This window comes from Cryobacterium mannosilyticum, assembly GCF_004402705.1.
GTDB lineage: Bacteria > Actinomycetota > Actinomycetes > Actinomycetales > Microbacteriaceae > Cryobacterium > Cryobacterium mannosilyticum.
On record NZ_SOFM01000003.1, the window covers coordinates 65167 to 84526 of the forward strand.

At 67.9% G+C, this 19360-nt stretch carries 20 protein-coding genes, 1 tRNA gene and 1 pseudogene; 9 read left to right on the forward strand and 13 right to left on the reverse strand.

From position 1 onward, the window contains the following. Window positions 1-10: 10 nt before the first annotated feature. Window positions 11-727, reverse strand: a complete 717-nt coding sequence (locus E3O32_RS00670; protein WP_134506000.1) for a hypothetical protein — start codon at window positions 725-727, stop codon at window positions 11-13. 429 nt (window positions 728-1156) lie between these two features. Here E3O32_RS00670 and E3O32_RS00675 point away from each other — a divergent pair. The 4 genes and pseudogenes from E3O32_RS00675 to E3O32_RS00690 all read left to right on the forward strand — a co-directional run. Further along, a pseudogene (locus tag E3O32_RS00675) lies at window positions 1157-1945 on the forward strand (class I SAM-dependent methyltransferase); the annotation flags it as partial. A 23-nt stretch (window positions 1946-1968) separates the two neighbouring features. Continuing rightward, window positions 1969-2754, forward strand: a complete 786-nt coding sequence (locus tag E3O32_RS00680; RefSeq protein ID WP_134506002.1) for an alpha/beta fold hydrolase — start codon at window positions 1969-1971, stop codon at window positions 2752-2754. Then, on the forward strand, window positions 2751-3032 hold the full coding sequence (locus tag E3O32_RS00685; protein WP_134506004.1) for a DUF1905 domain-containing protein: 282 nt from the start codon (window positions 2751-2753) through the stop codon (window positions 3030-3032). Before E3O32_RS00680 ends, E3O32_RS00685 begins: the two co-directional genes overlap by 4 nt. A 394-nt stretch (window positions 3033-3426) precedes the next feature. Beyond that, window positions 3427-4074 carry a peptidoglycan DD-metalloendopeptidase family protein gene (locus E3O32_RS00690; RefSeq protein WP_134506006.1) on the forward strand — a complete coding sequence of 216 codons (648 nt, stop codon included), beginning with the start codon at window positions 3427-3429 and terminating at the stop codon, window positions 4072-4074. 273 nt (window positions 4075-4347) lie between these two features. On the opposite strand, the gene E3O32_RS17125 is transcribed toward E3O32_RS00690, so the two are convergent. From E3O32_RS17125 to E3O32_RS00710, 5 genes are all read right to left on the reverse strand, one after another. Further along, window positions 4348-4563, reverse strand: coding sequence for a hypothetical protein (locus E3O32_RS17125; RefSeq protein ID WP_166790737.1), 216 nt, complete (start codon window positions 4561-4563; stop codon window positions 4348-4350). Further along, window positions 4488-4922, reverse strand: coding sequence for a helix-turn-helix domain-containing protein (locus E3O32_RS17850; protein ID WP_134506008.1), 435 nt, complete (start codon window positions 4920-4922; stop codon window positions 4488-4490). Before E3O32_RS17850 ends, E3O32_RS17125 begins: the two co-directional genes overlap by 76 nt. 218 nt (window positions 4923-5140) lie before the next feature. Beyond that, window positions 5141-5212 (reverse strand) — tRNA-Gln (locus E3O32_RS00700). Between the two features lie 79 nt (window positions 5213-5291). Next, the gene (gltX, locus tag E3O32_RS00705; RefSeq protein ID WP_134506010.1) at window positions 5292-6812 is read right to left on the reverse strand and encodes a glutamate--tRNA ligase; all 1521 of its coding nucleotides are present in this window, start codon (window positions 6810-6812) and stop codon (window positions 5292-5294) included. 12 nt (window positions 6813-6824) lie between these two features. Then, entirely contained in the window at window positions 6825-7793 is a 969-nt protein-coding gene (locus tag E3O32_RS00710) for a LysR family transcriptional regulator (protein ID WP_134506012.1), read from the reverse strand. Window positions 7794-7874: 81 nt separating this feature from the next. Here E3O32_RS00710 and E3O32_RS00715 point away from each other — a divergent pair, with 81 nt between their 5' ends. Then, on the forward strand, window positions 7875-8981 hold the full coding sequence (locus E3O32_RS00715; RefSeq protein WP_134506014.1) for an aminotransferase class V-fold PLP-dependent enzyme: 1107 nt from the start codon (window positions 7875-7877) through the stop codon (window positions 8979-8981). Between the two features lie 18 nt (window positions 8982-8999). On the opposite strand, the gene E3O32_RS00720 is transcribed toward E3O32_RS00715, so the two are convergent. Next, a complete protein-coding gene (locus E3O32_RS00720) occupies window positions 9000-9707 on the reverse strand; it encodes a type 1 glutamine amidotransferase domain-containing protein (protein ID WP_134506016.1) in 708 nt (235 codons plus the stop codon). Between the two features lie 71 nt (window positions 9708-9778). Then, window positions 9779-10813 carry an NADP-dependent oxidoreductase gene (locus tag E3O32_RS00725; protein WP_134506018.1) on the reverse strand — a complete coding sequence of 345 codons (1035 nt, stop codon included), beginning with the start codon at window positions 10811-10813 and terminating at the stop codon, window positions 9779-9781. 96 nt (window positions 10814-10909) lie between these two features. On the opposite strand from E3O32_RS00725, the gene E3O32_RS00730 reads away from it, so the two are divergent. Further along, window positions 10910-11515, forward strand: a complete 606-nt coding sequence (locus E3O32_RS00730) for a TetR/AcrR family transcriptional regulator (RefSeq protein WP_134506020.1) — start codon at window positions 10910-10912, stop codon at window positions 11513-11515. Between the two features lie 21 nt (window positions 11516-11536). Here the strand turns inward: E3O32_RS00730 and E3O32_RS00735 are convergent, their stop codons facing one another. Genes E3O32_RS00735 through E3O32_RS00745 form a run of 3 tightly spaced genes read right to left on the reverse strand, consistent with a single transcriptional unit; the run spans window position 11537 to window position 14546 of the window. Beyond that, a complete protein-coding gene (locus E3O32_RS00735; RefSeq protein WP_134506022.1) occupies window positions 11537-12301 on the reverse strand; it encodes a fumarylacetoacetate hydrolase family protein in 765 nt (254 codons plus the stop codon). Then, window positions 12298-13467, reverse strand: a complete 1170-nt coding sequence (locus tag E3O32_RS00740) for a branched-chain amino acid aminotransferase (protein WP_134506024.1) — start codon at window positions 13465-13467, stop codon at window positions 12298-12300. The genes E3O32_RS00735 and E3O32_RS00740 overlap by 4 nt, the downstream gene beginning before the upstream one ends. Continuing rightward, the gene (locus E3O32_RS00745; protein ID WP_134506026.1) at window positions 13464-14546 is read right to left on the reverse strand and encodes a 3-isopropylmalate dehydrogenase; all 1083 of its coding nucleotides are present in this window, start codon (window positions 14544-14546) and stop codon (window positions 13464-13466) included. The genes E3O32_RS00740 and E3O32_RS00745 overlap by 4 nt, the downstream gene beginning before the upstream one ends. A 129-nt stretch (window positions 14547-14675) precedes the next feature. Here E3O32_RS00745 and E3O32_RS00750 point away from each other — a divergent pair, with 129 nt between their 5' ends. After that, window positions 14676-14921 (forward strand): DUF6458 family protein, encoded by a 246-nt coding sequence (locus E3O32_RS00750; protein ID WP_134506028.1) that lies wholly within the window; start codon window positions 14676-14678, stop codon window positions 14919-14921. A gap of 36 nt (window positions 14922-14957) precedes the next feature. Here E3O32_RS00750 and E3O32_RS00755 read toward each other — a convergent pair whose 3' ends face one another. Continuing rightward, entirely contained in the window at window positions 14958-16484 is a 1527-nt protein-coding gene (locus tag E3O32_RS00755) for an MFS transporter (RefSeq protein ID WP_241974425.1), read from the reverse strand. Between the two features lie 61 nt (window positions 16485-16545). On the opposite strand from E3O32_RS00755, the gene E3O32_RS00760 reads away from it, so the two are divergent. Continuing rightward, window positions 16546-17139, forward strand: coding sequence for a TetR/AcrR family transcriptional regulator (locus E3O32_RS00760; RefSeq protein WP_134506032.1), 594 nt, complete (start codon window positions 16546-16548; stop codon window positions 17137-17139). On the opposite strand, the gene serA is transcribed toward E3O32_RS00760, so the two are convergent. After that, entirely contained in the window at window positions 17129-18721 is a 1593-nt protein-coding gene (gene serA / locus E3O32_RS00765; protein ID WP_134506034.1) for a phosphoglycerate dehydrogenase, read from the reverse strand. The two genes, E3O32_RS00760 and serA, sit on opposite strands and share 11 nt — an antisense overlap. Window positions 18722-18818: 97 nt before the next feature. On the opposite strand from serA, the gene E3O32_RS00770 reads away from it, so the two are divergent. Further along, window positions 18819-19244 carry a DoxX family protein gene (locus tag E3O32_RS00770; protein ID WP_134506035.1) on the forward strand — a complete coding sequence of 142 codons (426 nt, stop codon included), beginning with the start codon at window positions 18819-18821 and terminating at the stop codon, window positions 19242-19244. Window positions 19245-19360 lie beyond the last annotated feature (116 nt).

The window sequence follows — 19360 nt, forward strand, 5'->3', positions numbered from 1 at the left end:
ATGCTCCTGGTCAACTCCGGACGGCAGTGCTCGTCAGGATCGGCGCGAAACTCGCCCGTCCGACGAAGAAGATTCCCTTTTGTGGGAGCCAGAAGTCGGCCAGGTGGCTCTGTTCGGACAGCGGCCCAACGTCCCCGAGGTCCTCGCCGTCGAGTCGGGCTCGTCCACCGACAACACGCCACACTTGCTGGGGTGCCGCCTTATATGACGGCCCGTTCGGCGTGACGCCGTGCAACCGCATGCGACCAGTGCCCAGGAACGCCGCTGCCACCGGCCCCATTGAGCCGAGAACGGCGTCGCTGTTCCAGGCGCCTTCGGGCATGGCCCCGCCCATCGCGGTCATCATCCGCGTCGCCGGCGTGCTCGCCAACTCCAGTCGCCACGACAACCGGTCGCTCATCGTCACCTCAAGCGTCCAGCCATCCTGCCAACTGACACCGATGGCCGGTACCTGTTCACCCGGCGCCTCCGAACCGAAGTACCGAGGGCAACTCACCTCAGGGGCGACAGTGGTAAAGATCTCCCATCGGCCTTCGGGCGTGTGGTGCCAGACCGCCCGGTAGGACGGGCCGACCGAGGTGGCTTCGAAAACCCGGAGGGCCAGGTAATGGCCGCTCACGTAGGGCAGGCCCATGACCCCGTACCCGGTGAAGCGTTCGTCGGTGCCTTCGATGAGCCGAGGGTTGGCCGTCACTGACGCTACGGCCTCGCGTGGTGTGGTATTCATGGCTCCAGCGTGCGCCCTGGCAGGTCGGAACACCTGAGGCATCGGCCTCAACTCGAGTGTTCATCGGCTTTGAAGCCACTCCCCGCTCGTATTGGCTCACGATTACAGGAGCCGATACCGCCGCTTACCTTCAGCGGGATGAGTTCGACCGGATTTATCACATGCTCCAGACGGAGACGCCGACCTTCTTCACTGCTTTCACGCGCTTCGTCGTTGACCATCGGAGTATGCCTCGCTAGCGTGGCGAGCACAAGCGCCTCGGGAGGGAGTGACGATGCCTGGCTCTGACACCTCGTTTGAAGGCTCGATCCCGGTTCTCTACCATCGCCATCTCGCGCCGCTCCTGTTTGAGCCCTACGCCATCGATATCGCGATGCGGATCGCAGCGCTGGCCCCGCCGCTGCTTCTCGAGACGGCAGCCGGGACGGGGTCGTCACCCGTGAGCTCGAACGGGTGCTCGGCAGGGGGACCGCCATCACGGCTACGGACCTGAACCAGGCGATGATCGACATCGCGACGAGCGTCGGGACGGGCCACGCTGAGTGGGTGCAATGCGACGCCATGGCCCTGCCATTCGACGATGACAGTTTCGAGGTAGTCGCCTGCCAGTTCGGCGTGATGTTCTTCTCGGATAGGATACGCGCGTATCGAGAAGCGGTGCGTGTTCTGTCTGCCGACGGCGTCTTCATCTTCACGGTGTGGGACAGTCTCGCGGTCAACGCCGTCACCCGCATCGTGGCCGAGGCGCTGGTCGAACGGTATCCCGACGACGCCCCCTCCTTCATCGAACGAATCCCGTTTGGATACTTCGACGTGGACCTCATGAGGTCCGAGCTCATGAAGTCAGGGTTCTCGAACGTCGCGTTCGCAACGGTGCGCCTACCCAGTCGCGCAGACTCATCTCGCAAGGCCGCGATCGGAGTGTGCCAGGGCACGCCAGTGCGGGCTGAGATCGAGTCCAGAGAAACCGATGGACTGGAAGCGGCGACAGACGACGCAACTCGGGCCCTGATCGCGACATTCGGCTCGGCCGGCCTCGAAAGCACCATGCACAAGCGATCACCGTCACGGCGCGGCTCTGAAACCTCTCCGAGGGCGGCGCTGGCAGGGCTGGTTCCGGCGAGCAGCTTTAAGACGGTGGGCAGCCGCGTGGACAGCGACCGCACACCGCCAGGAAGTCTAGTTTTGAACACAGCGGTACTGATCAGTCCAGTCTAGTTTGACTCGAAATGAGGATGTCCATGTCCAGCTTTGTGACAACCGCTCTGCACGACCGTGTCGCCTACGATCTTCGCGGATCCGGTCCATCGGTGATCTTTGTCGCCGGCGCCGGTCCGTGGCGCGAGATCGACCCGGTCACGACTTCGACCGCGGAGCTCCTCGCCGACAAGGGTTTGACTACCATCGTCTACGACCGAGTGGGCCGAGGGGACAGCCGCGCACACGGGCCGATCACCCTCGACCGTGAATTGGCTGCCATCTCTGCACTGGTAGAAGTGGCAGGCGGCAGCGCCCTGCTCTGCGGGCACTCATCCGGATGTTCACTCGCGCTGTTGGCCGCGACGAAGGGAATCTCCGTGACCGGTCTCGCTCTCTGGGAAGCGCCCCTCGCTCCACCGGACAGCGGTGCCAAGGAGCTGGCGAATGACCTTCGCGAACTGCTCGCCGCAGGAGAGCGGAAGCGCGCCCTTGACCTGTACATGCACGACATGCCGCCGGAGATCCTCGAGATCGTGAAATCGATCCCGGCAATGATTACTCAGGCCGACAGTCTGCAGCCTGACGCCGACTCGCTCGCTTGGGCGGAATCGGCACCGCACTCACAGTTGTTCGAAGGCATCCTGGTGCCGGTGCTGGCAATGGTGGGCACGAAGAGCTACGACGAGGTGATGGTGCCCGCTGCAGAGTCCATTGCCTCCGCCATTCCCGATGCGAAGTGGGGGCGGGTACCCGGCGCCGACCACGAGTGGGAGCCCCACGCGATGGCCGACACGCTCGCCGAATTCAGCCGAGGAACAGCTCGATGACCGCCCAGCGACCTGAACTCCACTTTTCGAGCCCGTTGGCTCATCCAGCGATGCCCGCCTCGTGGACAGTGGTGGCGGTTCCCAAGTCGAAAACCTTCTTTGGCACCGGACGCACGATCAAGGTGGATGGAACGATCGATGGTCATCCGTTCGCCGAAACACTGATGCCCGACGGGCAGGGCGGCCACTTCCTTTCCCTCAACGCGGCACTGCGAAATGCTGTCGGCAAGCGGATCGGTGACATCGTCGACGTGCATCTGGCCGAACGACCGAAATAGACCGCGAGAATCTCGCATCACACCGCACACGGCAGCTGGCTCACCGCGACGGCAACTCCGGTGCGGTTCACCAGCCGCAGCGCCGTCGACCAGGCAATCCACTCCGCACGGACGGACTCCGGCACGAGTGGCCGAACGCAACTCCTCACAATGCGGAGATGGACGGAGCGCAAATGCTGCGCGCCCGTAGAAGGTTCCCCAGTGAGACTCCGGTGATCGGTGGGGGCGCGAACGCCTCGCGGCGGACTCTGTGACCGTCAAGGTCCGGCTCGCGGGCGATACGCCTCGACCCGGAACGATCCGGTCGGGCTCGGTGGACTCGTGCCTCTCGTTACACTGAGCGTGTCGCTCGGGCGGTCCGTGCGACTTCTTCGCGGCCGGAGGTGCTCGTACGTTGCACACCTCGCCAGTAGTGCTGCGACTGCCATTCCTTGGCCGGTGGATCGCAGAGAACAGTCCGGCGAACCGTGTTCCCAGCCATGGCACCCATCTGTTCGGCACAACATTCGCAATCGACTTCATCGCCGTCGACGAACGCGGCCGTTCGGCGAAGCGCGATTGGCGCTCGGTGCTGGCAACGGAGCCCCCAGAGGTATTTGTCGGATTCGGCGCCCCGATCCTGGCGCCGGCATCGGGCACTGTCGTTGCCGCGATCGACGGCGAGCTTGATCACGAGGCTCGGCGCTCACAATTGACGCTGATTCCTTACGCGCTCTCCCAGGCTCGCCGGGTTCGTAAGGGCGTGCGTGCGATCGCGGGGAATCACGTGGTCATCGCGATGGATTCTGCCGGGCCTTTTGTGCTCATCGCCCATCTCCAGCGTGGATCGGTGAGCGTCGCAGTTGGATCAGTGGTCAAGGTCGGCGAGACAATCGGATCATGCGGAAATTCGGGTAACAGCACGCAGCCACACGTGCACGTGCAAATCACTGACTCAACTACCTGGCCGACGGCGCGCGGCAGGCCGATCAGCTTTGAGCGCCCTCACGCCAACGGTGGCAACTGGCTCCCGAGGAACGGGGAGGCCTTCACCGCCTCATGAAACACACCAGCACCCACCCGCCATATCGGCGACGGTTCCTCCGCGGTACCCGGACAAGAGCACCGAGCCACTCCCCTGCTTCGCCCGAGGCGAGAGCCAGGCGACGTGCGCCTTACGGGCGGCTTGACTGAAGACGGCGCGCCCTGGGCAGTACAATCACAGTCGATCCGGCTAGCCCTCGCGAGTACGATGACGAACCGTCCCGCTCGGAAAGTCCCCAAGAATCTCGGAGACCGACGATGATGTCGCCACGCTCTAGCGCAGTGGCTGACATCAGACGCTCGCGAAGGTGTCTGCCCAAGCAAGGACACCGCGGTCGGCGAACTCGTTCGACACGTCGCCACGCTCGGGCGCGGGGTCGGCCGGGTCGACCCGGAGGACGACAGGTTCGGCGAGTGCGCGATCGGGGTTGTTCACCCATTCTGGGAGCGGGATGTCCTCCTGATTGAGCCTCCACGCCACGAGCGCCGCGATTGCAGCATCCCACACCGGTTCCCGGTGGGTTCGGGCTCCGTCAGCCCAAGAATTCCTCGGACGAGTCCGTGTTCGGCGGTGAGGTTATCGTTCAATCGAAGGAGCGCCCGGAGCGCCCGGTCGGTGTCCTTCACCCGAAGATATTCACGGATCGCCTCTGCCGCGCTGGCGGCATCGTCTCGACGTGTGGGAGCGGCGTACAGGCGGTGTCCGGCACCGGCGAGCAGACGATCAACCGTGCTGTACGCAGCGTCCCTTCCGCGCTCGTGATGGGAGACGCTGGCCTGATCGATGCCGGTCAACTCTGCAAGTCTCGCCTGAGTGAGATGCCTACTCCGGCGAGCGGCCCGGACGAGAGTGGATGAAGCGGCCACAACAGTCCCTCACCTTCTCAATATGACTCCTGAATCATATTCTTGGGCAAACTGGCGTCTCCGTGCATTGTGTCGCCACAATCAAAAGGCCAGAAGCCGTCACGCCGGAGCCATTGTCGCGAGCCCGGGCCCGGCTCTGGTCGCAAGATTCGGAAATGGCTCCACTGGGGGTCGCCCAAATGCAAAAGCCCCCGCGTGAGCGGGGGTTCTACTCGAAGCTGGGGTACCTGGACTCGAACCAAGAACAACTGAACCAGAATCAGTCGTGTTGCCAATTACACCATACCCCAATGCCCATTCCGAAGAGCGGGCCGGTTTGTAACTCTAACCTACCGACGGGAAGAGGACAAACCGACGCGCGCATCGGCGTCAGCCGGCCCGAACGGCCGCCAAAGCGTCGAGCCGGGCAAGGGACTCGGTCTTGCCGAGGATCTCCATCGACTCGAACAAGGGCGGCGAGACCTTGCGTCCGGACACGGCCACCCGGAGCGGCCCGAAGGCGATCCGCGGCTTGAGCCCGAGCCCTTCGATCAGCGTCGCGGCCAGGGTCGTGTGCACGAGCTCGTGCGCCCACTCCGCCTCGGGGATGTCACGCAGCGCCGCAGCCGACGCCGCGAGGATCTCCGCGGTGTTCGCCGGCAGCGAGGCGAGCGCGTCGGCCTCGTGCACGAGGGCGTCACCGGAGATGAAGAGCGAGCCGAGCATGCCGGGGACCTCGCCGAGCAGGGCGATGCGTTCCTGGATCAGGGGCGCGCCGGCCTCGAGGATGGCCTGTTCGGCATCCGTCAGCGGCTCGGTGACGATCCCGGCGGCGGCCAGGTACGGCACGAGCCGGGCGGCGAAGTCGGCGGGGTCGAGGAGACGGATGTGGTCGCCGTTGATCGATTCGGCCTTCTTCAGGTCGAACCGGGCCGGGTTCGGGTTGACGTCGACCACGTCGAACGCGGCCACCATCTCCTCGACGGAGAAGACGTCGCGGTCGTGCGAGAGCGACCAGCCGAGCAGCGACAGGTAGTTGACGAGGCCCTCGGGGATGAACCCGCGCTCGCGGTGCAGGAACAGGTTCGACTCCGGGTCGCGCTTGGAGAGTTTCTTGTTCTTGTCGCCCATCACGTAGGGCAGGTGGCCGAAGCGCGGCACGAAGTCGGTCAGGCCGATCTCGATCAGCGCGTGGTAGAGCGCGATCTGCCGCGGGGTCGACGAGAGCAGGTCCTCGCCGCGCAGCACGTGGGTGACGCCCATCAGGGCGTCGTCGACCGGGTTCACGAACGGGTAGAGCGGATGCCCGTTGGGCCGCACGACGACGAAGTCGCTGAACGAGCCGGCCGGGAAGGTGATCTCCCCGCGGACGAGGTCGTCGAACGTGATGTCCTCGGTGGGGACCTTGAGCCTGAGCGCCGGCGAGCGACCCTCCGCGCGGTACGCGGCCTTCTGCGCGTCCGTCAGGTCGCGCTCGAAGTTGTCGTAGCCGAGCTTCGCGTCGCGGCCGAGCGACACGTTGCGGGCCTCGATCTCCTCGCCGGTGGCGAAGCTCTCGTAGATGTGGCCGGACTCGGTGAGCCTGGCGATGACGTCCCGGTAGATGTCGTAGCGCTGGGACTGCCGGTACGGTCCGTGCGGTCCGCCGATGTCGACGCCCTCGTCCCAGTCGAGGCGCAGCCAGCGCAGGGCTTCGAGAAGTTGCACGAAACTTTCCTCGGTGTCGCGCGCCGGGTCGGTGTCCTCCACCCGGAAGATGAACGTTCCGCCGGTGTGCCGGGCGTAGGCCCAGTTGAACATCGCGGTGCGCACCAGGCCGACGTGCGGCGTTCCGGTGGGAGATGGGCAGAACCGCACGCGCACATCGGTGCCGGTCGCGGTCGAGAATGGGTGTGCTGGTGTCGTAGACATACGCTGTTCATCCTAGCGAAGGCGTTCCACCCCCGAGAGGGCCCAGACGCCCTCGTCCAGCCCGGTGATGGCCCGGGTCGTGGCCGCCACCGCCGGGATCAGGTCGGAGCCGGAAGCGGCGACGAGGTGGATGGTGCGGAAGTCGCCGCCCGAAGTCGGCCGGGCCACCGCGCCCGGCGGCAGGGCGGATGCCGCCACGGCCAGGGTGGGCACTAGCGCCACCCCGAGACCGGCGGCGACCAGGCCGAACACCGCGACGAAGTTATCGGTCTCGTGGGCGATGCGGGGCAGATACCCGCGCGGCTCGGCAAGAGCGAGCAGGTGCGCCCGGCAGCGGGGGCAGTTGGCGATCCAGTTCTCCGCCGCGAGGTCGGCCAGGTCGACCACGGTGCGGGTCGCGAGCGGATGCGCGGCCGGGAGCACCACGAGCATCTCATCCCGCCAGAGCGGCAGCACCGCGAGGCCCCTGGCGCTGGACCGGTGCGGGTCGCCCGGGTCGCCCGGATAGCTGAAGGTGATGGCGAGGTCCGCTGCCTGGTCGCGCACGAACTGCACGGCCTCGGGCGGTTCGGCCTCGCGGTAGCTCAACTGCAGCCCCGGGTGCACGGTCGCGAGCTCCCGCAGCAGGGTCGGCACGATCGTCGACGACGCCGAGGGGAAGGAGGCGAGCCGCACTCGCCCCGACCGCAGCCCGGCGAGCTCGCCGAGCTCCCCGGCCGCCGCGTCGAGGGCGGTGGTGACGCTGACCGCGTAGCGGCTGAGGATGCGGCCGGCCTCGGTCAGGCGCACGCCGCGGCCGACCCGGCTGACGACCGGCATGCCGATCCGGGCCTCGAGCCGCTTGAGCTGCTGACTCACCGCCGGCTGGCTGTAGCCGAGGGAGCGCGCCGCCGCGGTGATCGAGCCCAGTTCGGCGATTCGTTGCACGACCCGCAGCGCCTGGGAGTCGAGATCGAGGGCCTCCGGCCGGGTGAGCGTCATGTCGTAATCATAATCATTGCTTATGGATTCGATCAGATACCGGGGATTGTCGAATGAAAAGGGCAAAGGGACGATGGACTCATGCCCGTTCCGTCCCTGTCCACGCCGTCCCTGCCCACGCCGCCCATCCCGGCCGCCGCTCTCACCGTGGTGCAGGCGAAGGCAGCATACGCTCCGATCATGGGGCGCTACCTGGCCGCCTGCACGCTCGGCCTGCCCACGATCGGCACCGTGACGGCGCTCCGCGAGGATGGCGAGCGGTGGGCGCGCGGCGAGGCCTGCCCGGCCGGCTACGCGGCCGACATCGCGGCCGCCCGGCGGAGCTACGCGGCACTCGTCGGCGTTCCGGCCGGGGCCGTGGCGATCGGATCGCAGGCATCCGTGCTGGCGGCGATGGTCGCGGCTTCGGTGCCCGACGGCGCCGAGGTGCTCTGCGTGGACGGCGACTTCAGTTCGATGGTGTTCCCGTTCCTGCAGCAGGCCCACCGCGGGGTTCGGGTGCGGCACGCCGCGCTCGACGACCTCGCGGGAATGGTCACGGCCGACACGTGGCTGGTGGCGTTCTCGCTGGTGCAGTCCGCGACCGGGCGACTCGCCGACGCGGACGGCATCACCCGCGCGGCCCGTGCCCACGGAACGTTCACCCTCTGCGATACCACGCAGGCGGCCGGCTGGATGCCGGTGGCCGCCGGCGACTTCGACGCCACGATCTGCCACGCCTACAAATGGCTCGGCGCGCCGCGGGGTGCGGCGTTCCTGACGGTGCTCCCCGAATTCGCCGCCCGGCTCCGGCCGAGCCAGGCAGGCTGGTATGCCGGGGAGGATCCGTGGCAGTCCTGCTACGGACCAGAGATGGCGTTGGCGGAGGACGCCCGCCGTTTCGACGTGTCCCCCGCCTGGCCGGCCTGGGTCGGAGCCCGGGAAGCCCTGGCGTTCGTCGCCTCGCTCGATCTCGAGCAGGTGCGGCGCCACGACGCCGGTCTCGGCGACGCGCTCTGCCGGGGCCTCGGCATCCCCGCGAACGGTCAGGCGATCGTGACCTGGGCGGATGCCGACGGCAGCGACCTGGCCGGCCTCGCCGCCGCGGGGATCACGGCGTCGGGCCGGGCCGGACGGGCCAGGGTGGCGTTCCATCTCTGGAACGACCTGGGCGACGTCGACGCCGTGCTCGCGGCACTGCGCCGGTGACCCCGACCAATCCTGCTGCTACTCCTTGTCGGCGACGGCGGCGATGATCGCCCGGGCCAGCTCGGCCGAAGAGGCCGGGTTCTGCCCGGTGTAGAGGTTGCGGTCGATCTCCATGTGCGGGGCGAACGAATCGCCGGCGATGAAATCGGCGCCCAGTTCGACCAGGCGGCTCTGCACGAGCCACGGCGCCTTCGGGGCCAGGCCGCCGAGCACCTCCTCGGCGTCGGTGAAGCCCGTCATCCGGTAGCCGGTGAACGGCCAGCTGTCGTCGGAGCGCTTCGCGGCGAGCAGAGCAGCCGGGGCGTGGCAGAGCACGCCGAGGATCCGGCCGGTGTCGAGGGCTTCGGTCAGGATCCGGCCGGAGACGACGTCGACGGCGAGGTCTTCCATCGGGCCGTGTCCGCCCGGGTAGAACACCACGTCGTAGTCGGCCACGTCGATGGCATCGAGGCTCTGCGGCTCGTCGAGCTCGCCCGAGATGGTGCCGATGTAGTCGATGATCTGGGCGGCGCGGTCCTCTCCCCCGGCGGATTCGGGGCGAAGGCTGACGGCGTCGATCGTCGGGGCCACGCCGCCGGGGGTGGCGATGCTGATCTTCCAGCCGGCCTCGGTGAAGAGGCGGTGCGGTTCGGCGAGTTCCTCGGCCCAGTACCCGGTGGGGTGCAGGCTGCCGTCGTTCAAGGTCCAGTGGTCAGCGGCGCTGACAACGAAGAGTACGTGGATCATGAGTTTTCTCTTTTCGGTGGATTCGTGCGTGAAGTCGTGGGTGGAATCGTGCGGGGAATTGTGCGTGACGATCAGACGGCCGGGACGAGCTCGCCCGTGCGGACGACCATCTTGCCGGTGTTCTCGCCGCGCATGAGGCCGAGGAAGGCGTCGACCGCGTGGTCGATCCCGTCGACCACGGTCTCGTCGAAGACGACTTCACCCGAGGCGAGCCAGCCGGCCATATCGGTGGAGAACGCGGCGAAGTGCTGCACGTAATTGCCCACGATGAAGCCCTTGAGGGTCAGCCCGCGGCCGATCATGTTCGCCATGTTGCGGGGTCCGCCGGCCGCCTCGGTGTCGTTGTACACGGAGATCGCGCCGCAGAGGGCGGCGCGTCCGCCGTCGTTGAAGCTGGCCAGTGCCGCCTCGAGGTGCTCCCCCCCGACGTTGTCGAAGTAGACGTCGATTCCCTCCGGAGCTGCGGCGGCGAGCTGTCCGGCGATTTCGCCGTCCTTGTAGTTGAAGGCGGCGTCGAAGCCGTACTTCTCGGTGAGGAGGGCGACCTTCTCGGCCGACCCGGCGGAGCCGATCACACGCTTGGCCCCCTTGAGCCGCGCGATCTGTCCCACCATGCTGCCAACGGCCCCGGCCGCGCCGGAGACGAAAACGGTGTCGCCTTCCTTCAGGCCGGCGACCTCGAGCAGGCCCACGTAGGCGGTGAGCGCCGTCATGCCCAGAACGCCGAGGTAGGCCGAGAGCGGCACACCGGGGAGTTCGGGGACGACGCGGAACCCGGCGGCGTCCTCCTGCACCAGGTCGCGCCAACCGAACTGGTGCACCACCACGTCACCGACGCCGATCGTGTCGGAGGCCGAGGCAACGACGCGCCCGACGGCTCCGCCGGTCATGGTCTCACCCATCGCGTAGGGGGCGGAATAAGACTTGGCGTCGTTCATCCGGCCGCGCATGTAGGGGTCGACGGAGACGAACTCGTTGGCCACGCGAACCTGGCCGGGGCTCAGCTCGGGCAGGTCGATGCGGATGGTGCCGAAGTCGGAATCCGTCGGCCAGCCGGCGGGGCGGGCGACGAGCTGGATCTGGGTGCTGGTGATGGACGAGGCCATGGGGGGCTCCTCTGCTATTTTGTAACGGATGGTCTAATATATATTGTGTACTGAGCGATACACAAAACCGCTCACAGGGAAAACGGAGGAAACACCATGGGACGGCTGCAGAGCTTTGACCGCACCTCCGTCGTGCAGGCGGCCAGGGACCTGTTCTGGGACAAGGGCTTCGACGCGGCCTCGCTCGCCGACCTCGAAGAGGCGACCGGGCTGAAGAGATCCAGCATCTACCACGCCTTCGGCAGCAAGCGTGGGCTCTTCGACGCCGCGGTCGAGGACTACCAGGGCACCGTCATCCGGCCGCGGCTGAGGATCTTGACCGGGCCGGGGATCGGCCGGGTCTCGCTGCTCGCCTACTTCGACGACCTCCGGTGGGCGGTCTCCGCCCTGCCGGAGGACTCCCCGCGCCGCGGCTGCCTGTTGGTGAACTGTGCCGCGGGCCTCGCCGGACACGACGACCTGGCCCGCCAGGTCGTCGACGGCTACCGGTCCGAACTGACGGACACCCTTCAGGACGCCCTCCGGGCGGCCGCCGTCGCAGCGGGAGATTCCGGGCCGGACCGCGCCCCCGAGCGCGCCCGCACCCTCGCGTCGCTGGGGATGAGCGCCATGCTGCTCGCCCGCGTCAACGCGGCCGAATCGCAGGCGCTGCTCGACACGGCGACGGTCCAGATCCGGTACTGGTTCCCCGGCTCCGCCTGACGATCAGGCGGCAAGCCCGGCTCAGGCGCGCCGCACCGGGTTCGACAGCACGCCGATCCCGGCGATCTCGACCTGCACGGTGTCACCGTCGACGACGGCTCCGGATGCCCCCGGCGCGCCGGTCAGGATGACGTCGCCCGGCAGGAGCGTGAAGACGCCGGAGACGAACGAGACCATCTCCGCGATGGTGTGCCGGAGCAGGGCCGCGTCGCCGGACTGGAACGGCTCGTCGTTGATGCGCCCGTGCAGGGACAGGCCGGTCCAGTCGAATTCGGTGTCGATGACCGGTCCGAGCGGGCAGAACGAGTCGAAGCTCTTCGCCCGGGTCAGGTCCTCGTCGCGCTCGTAGAGGTCGCGCGCGGTCACGTCGTTGGCGATCGTGTACCCGAAGATGGCGTCCTCGGCGTCTTCGACCGACACGTTCCGGGTGATCTTGCCGATGACGACGGCGAGTTCCCCCTCGACCCGTACGTCGCCGGACTGGGCCGGGTGCACGATCGGGTCGCCGGGGCCCACGACGGCGGTGTTCGGCTTGAGGAAGAACCGGGGCTCCCTCTGCTCGCCGGCGGCCTGCTCCTCGCGGTTCGCGTAGAAGGAGTGGGCCATCCCGACCACCTTGGACCGCGGGATCACCGGGGCGAGCAGTTTGACCTCGCGCAAGCCGATCCGTTCCCCGGTCGGGTCGTAGCCGGCGAACATCGGGTCCCCCTTCAGCACGACCAGTTCGTCGTCGTCGATGATCCCGAAGGCGATGATGTCGCCGTGGCTGAACCGCGCGACCTTCACGCCTGTCCCGCCGGGGTGTCGAGTCGGGCGAGCCAGCCGTGCCGGTCGGGCAGGCGGCCGTACTGGATGTCGGTCAGCTCCTGGCGCAACGCCATCGTGATCTCGCCGGCGGGGGCATCCGGATTGCCGATCGAGAGGTCGGGCCCCTTGAGTTCGGCGATCGGGGTGACGACCGCGGCGGTGCCGCAGGCGAACACCTCGGTAATGGCGCCCGATTCGACGCCGTCGCGCCAGTCGCCGAGGGTCACGTCGCGTTCCTCGACGGTCATCCCGCGGTCCCGGGCAAGCTGCATGATGCTGTCCCGGGTGACGCCCTCGAGGATCGACCCGGTCAGGCGGGGGGTGACGAGCTTGTGGGTGCCGTAGACGAAGAAGACGTTCATGCCGCCGAGTTCGTCGATGCGGCTGCTGGTCTCGCCGTCGAGGAAGAGCACCTGGGCGCAGCCGTTGTCGTAGGCCTGCATCTGGGGCAGCAGCGAGGCGGCATAATTGCCGCCGCACTTGGCCGCGCCGGTGCCGCCGCGTCCGGCCCGGGAATACTCGGTGGAGAGCCAGATCTTGATCGGCGCGACGCCGTTCGTGAAGTACGCCCCCGCGGGGCTGGCGATGACGTAGTAGCCGACCTTGTGCGCGGCCCGCACGCCGAGGAAGCTCTCGTTGGCGATCATGAACGGGCGCAGATACAGGCTCGTCTCGGCCGCGGAGGGCACCCAGTCACCGTCGACGGCGATGATCTGCTTGATCGATTCGATGAAATCGACCACGGGGAGTTCCGGCAGGGCGAGGCGGCGGGCCGAACGCTGCAGCCGCTCCGCGTTCTTCTCCGGACGGAAGGTCCAGATCGACCCGTCGGCGTGGCGGTAGGCCTTCAGGCCCTCGAAGATCTCCTGGCCGTAGTGCAGCACCGAGGAGGCAGGGTCGAGCTGGAGCGGGCCGTAAGGGGTGACGCGGGCGTCGTGCCAGCCGTCCTCGAGCGTCCAGTCGATGGCGACCATGTGGTCGGTGAACTGCTTGCCGAAGCCGGGGTCGCTGAGGATGGCGTCGCGCTCGGCCTTCGTGCGGGGCGCGGTCGCCCGGGTGATGCTGAAGGTCAGCGGGGCCGTGACGTTCGTCTCGGTCGGTGCGGTCTGGCTCGGTACTGTCTGGCTCGGTGCTGCCTGGCTCATTGGAGTCCCTTGTCTGTCAGTCGGGTCACGATGGCGTTGCCCACGTCGGTGGTGCTGCGCGGTGCCGTGGCGGCACCGTCCCCCCTGCGAGCAGCGATGTCGGCGGTGACCGCGGCCGTCACCCTCGCCGCGGCATCCGTCAGACCCAGGTGGCTGAGGAGGAGCGCGACCGACAGGATGGCTGCCGTCGGGTCGGCCAGCTGCTTGCCCGCTATGTCGGGTGCCGATCCGTGCACCGGCTCGAACATGCTGGGGAACCGGCCGTCAGGGTTGATGTTCCCGGAGGCCGCGAGGCCGATGCCGCCGCTGATTGCGGCCGCCAGATCGGTCAGGATGTCGCCGAAGAGGTTGTCCGTGACGATGACATCAAACCTACTCGGATTCGTGACCAGGAAGATCGTCGCCGCGTCGACGTGCAGGTAATCGACGCTCACCTCCGGGAATTCAGCCGCCACGGCGGTGACGATGCGCTGCCAGAGGCTGCCGGAGAAGACGAGCACATTGGTCTTGTGCACGAGGGTGAGGTGCCGGCCCGGCCTGGCCTGGGCGACCGCGAAGGCGTACCGGACGACGCGTTCGACGCCGAAGGCGGTGTTGACGGACACCTCGTTGGCCACCTCGTGGGCCGTGCCCTGGCGGATCGCGCCGCCGTTGCCGACGTACGGGCCCTCGGTTCCCTCCCGCACGACGACGAAGTCGACGTTGCCGGGAGCGGCGAGCGGACTGGGCACTCCGGGGAAGAGCACGCTGGGCCGCAGGTTGACGTAGTGGTCGAGGGAGAACCGCAGTTTGAGCAGCAAGCCTCTCTCGATGTTCGCGTTGGCCAGGCGGGGGTCTCCGGGCACTCCGCCGACGGCGCCGAGCAGGATCGCGTCGTGCGCGGCGATGGAGGCGAGGTCCTCGTCGGTGAGCACGTCACCGGTTTCGAGGAACCGTGCGGCCCCGAGCGAGAACCAGGTCAGGTCGAAGGAGACGTCGTCAGCGGCCGTCGCCGCCTCGAGCACCTTGACGGCCTCAGCGACGACCTCGGGACCGATCCCGTCGCCTGGAATGACGGCGAGCTTGATTTGAGTGGACATTCGGCTCCGTATGTCTGGGATTTACCTGTAGATAAACCCTACTGCGAGCGATCGATTGTCTAAGCTGGACAACTCCTGACAACACAATCCCTGACAGCACAGCCTGGCAGCCAGAGAAAGCAGTAAATCATGAGCCTTGGACTGGGTATCTTCCTCGTCGTCGTCGGCGCCATCCTCGTCTTCGCGCTGAACATCAGCGTCGACTGGATCGACCTCGACTTCGTCGGCTACATCTTCATGGGCGCGGGAGCCGTGATCATGATCCTCGGGATCGTGCTCCTCACCCGCAAGCGCACCAGCGTGAGCACCACCCGCAGCGCCGTCGTCGACGGCGAGCAGGTCACGCAGGAGAAGCGCTCGATCGACGACATCTGATCCGTCCGGCACGCCTCACGCCGCGCAGCGGTCCCGCTACCGCGCCGTGCGCAGCGTGAGCAGTGCCACGACGGCCGCGGCCAGCACCAGGCCCACCCCGATCCAGGCGGTGGGCCCGATGCCGGTGCCGAAGGCATCCCGCGCAGAGGCGAGCAGCAGCCCGGCCTGGCCGGCCGGAAGGGCGCCGGCCACGGCGACGGCCCCACCGAGCGTCTCCGCCGCGGCCGACCGCTGGGCGGCGCTCAGCGCCTCCGGCAGCACAACCGACCCTCGGTAGGCGGCGGTCAGGATGGTGCCGAGAATGGTCGTGCCCAGCACCGCGCCCAGCTCGTAGGCCGTCTCACCGACCGCGGATGCCGCGCCCATCTTGTCTGCCGGAGCGGTCGCCACGACGAGTTCGTTCGACACGGTCTCGGCCGCGCCGATTCCGATGCCGAGCAGGGCGAACACGAGCGCGACCCCGACCGCGTCCAGCGTCGCCCCGCCGAGGGCGATGACCAGGTAACCCCCGGCCGAGATCAGCAGGCCGGCCGGCACCACGATCGACGGCCGCACGCGCCGGGAGATCGGCACGATCACCAGGCCGGCCGCGATCATGGCCGTCAGACCGGGCACCAGGACCAGGCCGGCCGCCAGCGGGGACAGGCCGAGCACGAGCTGCAGGTACTGGGACAGGAAGAACAATCCGCCGACGAGGGCGACCACGCTGAGCAGGTTGACGCCGATCGCCCCGCTGAAGGCGCCCGTGCGGAACAGCGCGAGGTCGATCATCGGCTGGGCCAGGCGAGGCTGGCGGCGCACGAACTGGATGCCGGCGACCAGCCCGAGCAGGATCGGCCCGATCGTGGCGAGCGAGGGTCCGTGTTCGGCCAGCACCTTGATGCCGTAGACGACGGGAAACATGGTGGCCAGGGACAGCAGGATGCTCGGCAGGTCGATCCGGCCGGGGTTCGGGTCACGCGACTCCGGAACGAGGAGCGGGCCGAGCACGAGCAGCGGCAGGAGCAGCGGCACGGCGAGCAGGAAGACGGAACCCCAGGCGAAGTGCTCCAGCAGCACGCCGCCCACGACCGGGCCCAGCGCGCTGCCGGCGGCGAAACCGCTCGCCCAGATGGCGATCGCCAGCCGTCGCTGGTCCCGCTCCGTGAAGACGGAGCGGAGCAGCGACAGGGTCGGCGGCATCAGCATGGCGCCGAACACGCCGAGCACGGCGCGGTCGATGATGAGCCATTCGATGCTCGGGGCGAAGGCCGCCACCACGGAGACGGTGCCGAAGCCGGCCGAGCCGATCAGGAGCAGGCGACGGCGCCCGATCCGGTCGCCGAGGCTTCCCATGGCCACGAGCAGCCCGGCGAGCATCAGCGGGTAGATGTCGATCACCCAGAGCAGCTGAACGCCCGTCGGCCGGAGCGCCTCGGAGATGGCCGGCAGGGCGAGGCCCAGCACGGTGTTGTCGATCGAGACCAGGAGCACCGGCAGCATGAGCACGACCAGCGCCCACCACCGGCGGCGGGGGCTGAGGTCGGGGACTGCGGGGACGGTCTGGCGGAGGTCGGACGACACGGGAAGCTGCTTTCGGATTCGGAGGACGCTAACTATACCGTCCAGACGGTACAGTAGCATCATGAGTTCCGTTCCCGCATCCCCCGCAGGCCGCGCACCGGCATCCGTGTCCACCCGCGACCGCGTCCTCGACGCGTACGCGCTGCTGCTGATCGACCACGGCGAACGGGCGGCCACCGTCGAGGCGGTGGCCGTGGCCGCCGGGCTGTCCAAGGGCGGCCTGCTCTACCACTTCGGCTCGAAGGACGCCCTCGTCGAAGGACTGCTCGGCCGCCTCACGGCCCTCGTCGCCGACGACGTCGAGCAGATCCGCGCGGCCCCGGCCGGCGCGATCGACTACTTGATCCGCACCTCGATGTGGGAGGGCACACGGCTGGACCACTATATCGCCGCGGCCGTGCGCCTGGCGCAGGGGGCGCATCCGCTGGCCAACCAGGCCCTGGCCTCTACCCGGCGCCAGTGGCTGGCAGCGATCGAGGAGGCCGTGGGCGACCCCGACGTGGCCGAGGCGGTCATGCTCATCAGTGACGGTCTGTACTACGAATCAACCCTCGCGGGCCCGGGCCAGCTCGCCGCCGACCTGACGTCCGCGGCGAGGCTGGACCGGTTGCTCGCCGTGATCGGGCGAATGACCGAACGGCCGGTTACTCGGTGAGGGCGATCTCGACCATCACGTCGGCTTCGATAGCGTCGCGCACCTTGGTGAGCAGGCTCGCGGGCACCGGTGAGTCGACGGTCAGCACGCTGAGCGCCTTCCCGCCGGCGACGTGGCGGGCGATCTGCATCCCGGCGATGTTGATCTGCGCGTCACCGAACTCGCGGCCGTAGACGGCGACGATTCCGGGGCGGTCCGTGTAGACCATCACGATGAGGTGCTCCGCGAACGGAACCTCGACCTCGTAGCCGTTCACCTCGACGATCTTCTCGATCTGCTTGGTGCCGGTCAGGGTGCCGGACACCGACACCTGCGAGCCGTCGGCCAGGGCGCCGCGCAGCGTGATGACGTTGCGGTACTCCGGCGATTCCTTGTCGGTGATCAGGCGCACGGCAACGCCGCGCTGCTCGGCCAGAAGCGGCGCATTCACGTAGGACACCGTCTCGCTGACCACGTTGGTGAAGATCCCCTTGAGCGCGGCGAGCTTGAGCACGCTCACGTCGTAGTCGGCCAGTTCGCCGCGGACATCCACGTCGACGCTGGTGAGGGGACTGTGCGCGGCGAGGCCGGAGAAGACCTGGCCCAGCTTCTCGACGAGCGGTATGCCGGGGCGCACGTACGGGTCGATGACGCCGCCGGCCACGTTGACCGCGTCGGGGACGAGTTCACCGGAGAGCGCGAGGCGCACCGACTTGGCGACGGACACGCCGGCCTTCTCCTGCGCTTCGTCGGTCGACGCGCCGAGGTGCGGCGTCGTGATGATGTTCGGCAGACCGAGCAGCGCCGAACCGGTCGGCGGTTCGCTGACGAACACGTCGAGGCCGGCTCCGGCGATCGTGCCGGCGACGAGGGCGTCGTGCAGGTCTGCCTCGTTGATCAGTCCGCCGCGGGCGACGTTGACGACGAAGGCGGTCGGCTTCATCAGCGCGAACTGGGCCGCGCCGAGCATCCCGGTGGTCTCGGGCGTCTTGGGCATGTGGATCGTGACGAAGTCCGACTGGGCGAGCAGTTCGTCGAGGCTGACGGGCGTCACGCCGAGCTGCTGGGCACGGGCCGAGGTGATGTACGGGTCGAAGGCGATGATGTTCGTGCCGAAGGCCTGCATGCGCGCGGCGACGAGGGCGCCGATCCGGCCGAGGCCGATGATTCCGATCGTCTTTTCGTAGAGCTCCACGCCCGTGTACTTGGAGCGCTTCCACTGACCCTCGGCGAGTGCGCCGTGCGCCGGGGGGATGTGGCGGGCGAGGCTGATAATGTGGCCGACCGTGAGTTCGGCCGCGGAGATAATGTTCGAGGTCGGGGCATTGACGACCATCACGCCGGCCGCGGTCGCGGCCTTGATGTCCACGTTGTCCAGGCCGACGCCGGCCCGCGCGATGACCTTGAGCAGCGGTGCGGCGGCGATGGCCTCCGCATCCACCTTGGTCGCGGAGCGCACGAGGATGGCGTGGGCGGACGCTAATTCTTTGAGCAGGGCCGGGCGGTCGGTGCCGTCGACGTTGCGCACTTCGAAGTCCGGTCCAAGGGCGTCAACGGTTGCGGGCGAGAGTTCTTCGGCAATAAGTACGACTGGTTTTGACACGAAAAAGGTTCCTCCGATTGCAGCAGAAATGGTGGGCTTGCGCCGCGACCGTGGGGCGCCAGTTAGGTTTTCACTCTATCGGCTGCAGAATGGGGCGATGAGCAGCGTTACGTTGACCGACGTCCAATTCGTCCTCCGCCTCCTTCTCGCGGTGGTCTTCATCGGTGCGGGGGTCACCCATTTCCTGCCGTCCGTGCAGCGCACGATGGCGGCGATGATCCCGCCACGACTGCGATCCACGGGCATCCTGAACCCTCGCGCGCTCGTCGTTCTCACCGGGCTGTGCGAAATCGCCGGCGGCCTGGGCCTGCTCTATCGACCCCTGATTGTGACGAGCGGGGTCTGCCTGATCGTGTTCCTCGTCGCCGTGTTCCCGGCGAACGCCTTCGCGGCCCGGCATCCGGAGCGGTTCGGCCGGATCGCCATCCCGCTCGTGCCCCGGCTGCTCGGCCAGACGCTGCTGGTGGCCCTGATCGCGCTCGCGATCGTGCCGGTCACTTCCGCGGTCGCGGCACAGCTTTGAGAACGCGGCGCACGGAGGAGAGCCTGTTGCTTAATGGGGTGCCCTTCGGGTCTTTTTTTGTGGGGCGTGTCGTTTGTGGGGCGTGATTCGGTGGTCTGGGAAAATGGTTCATGGCC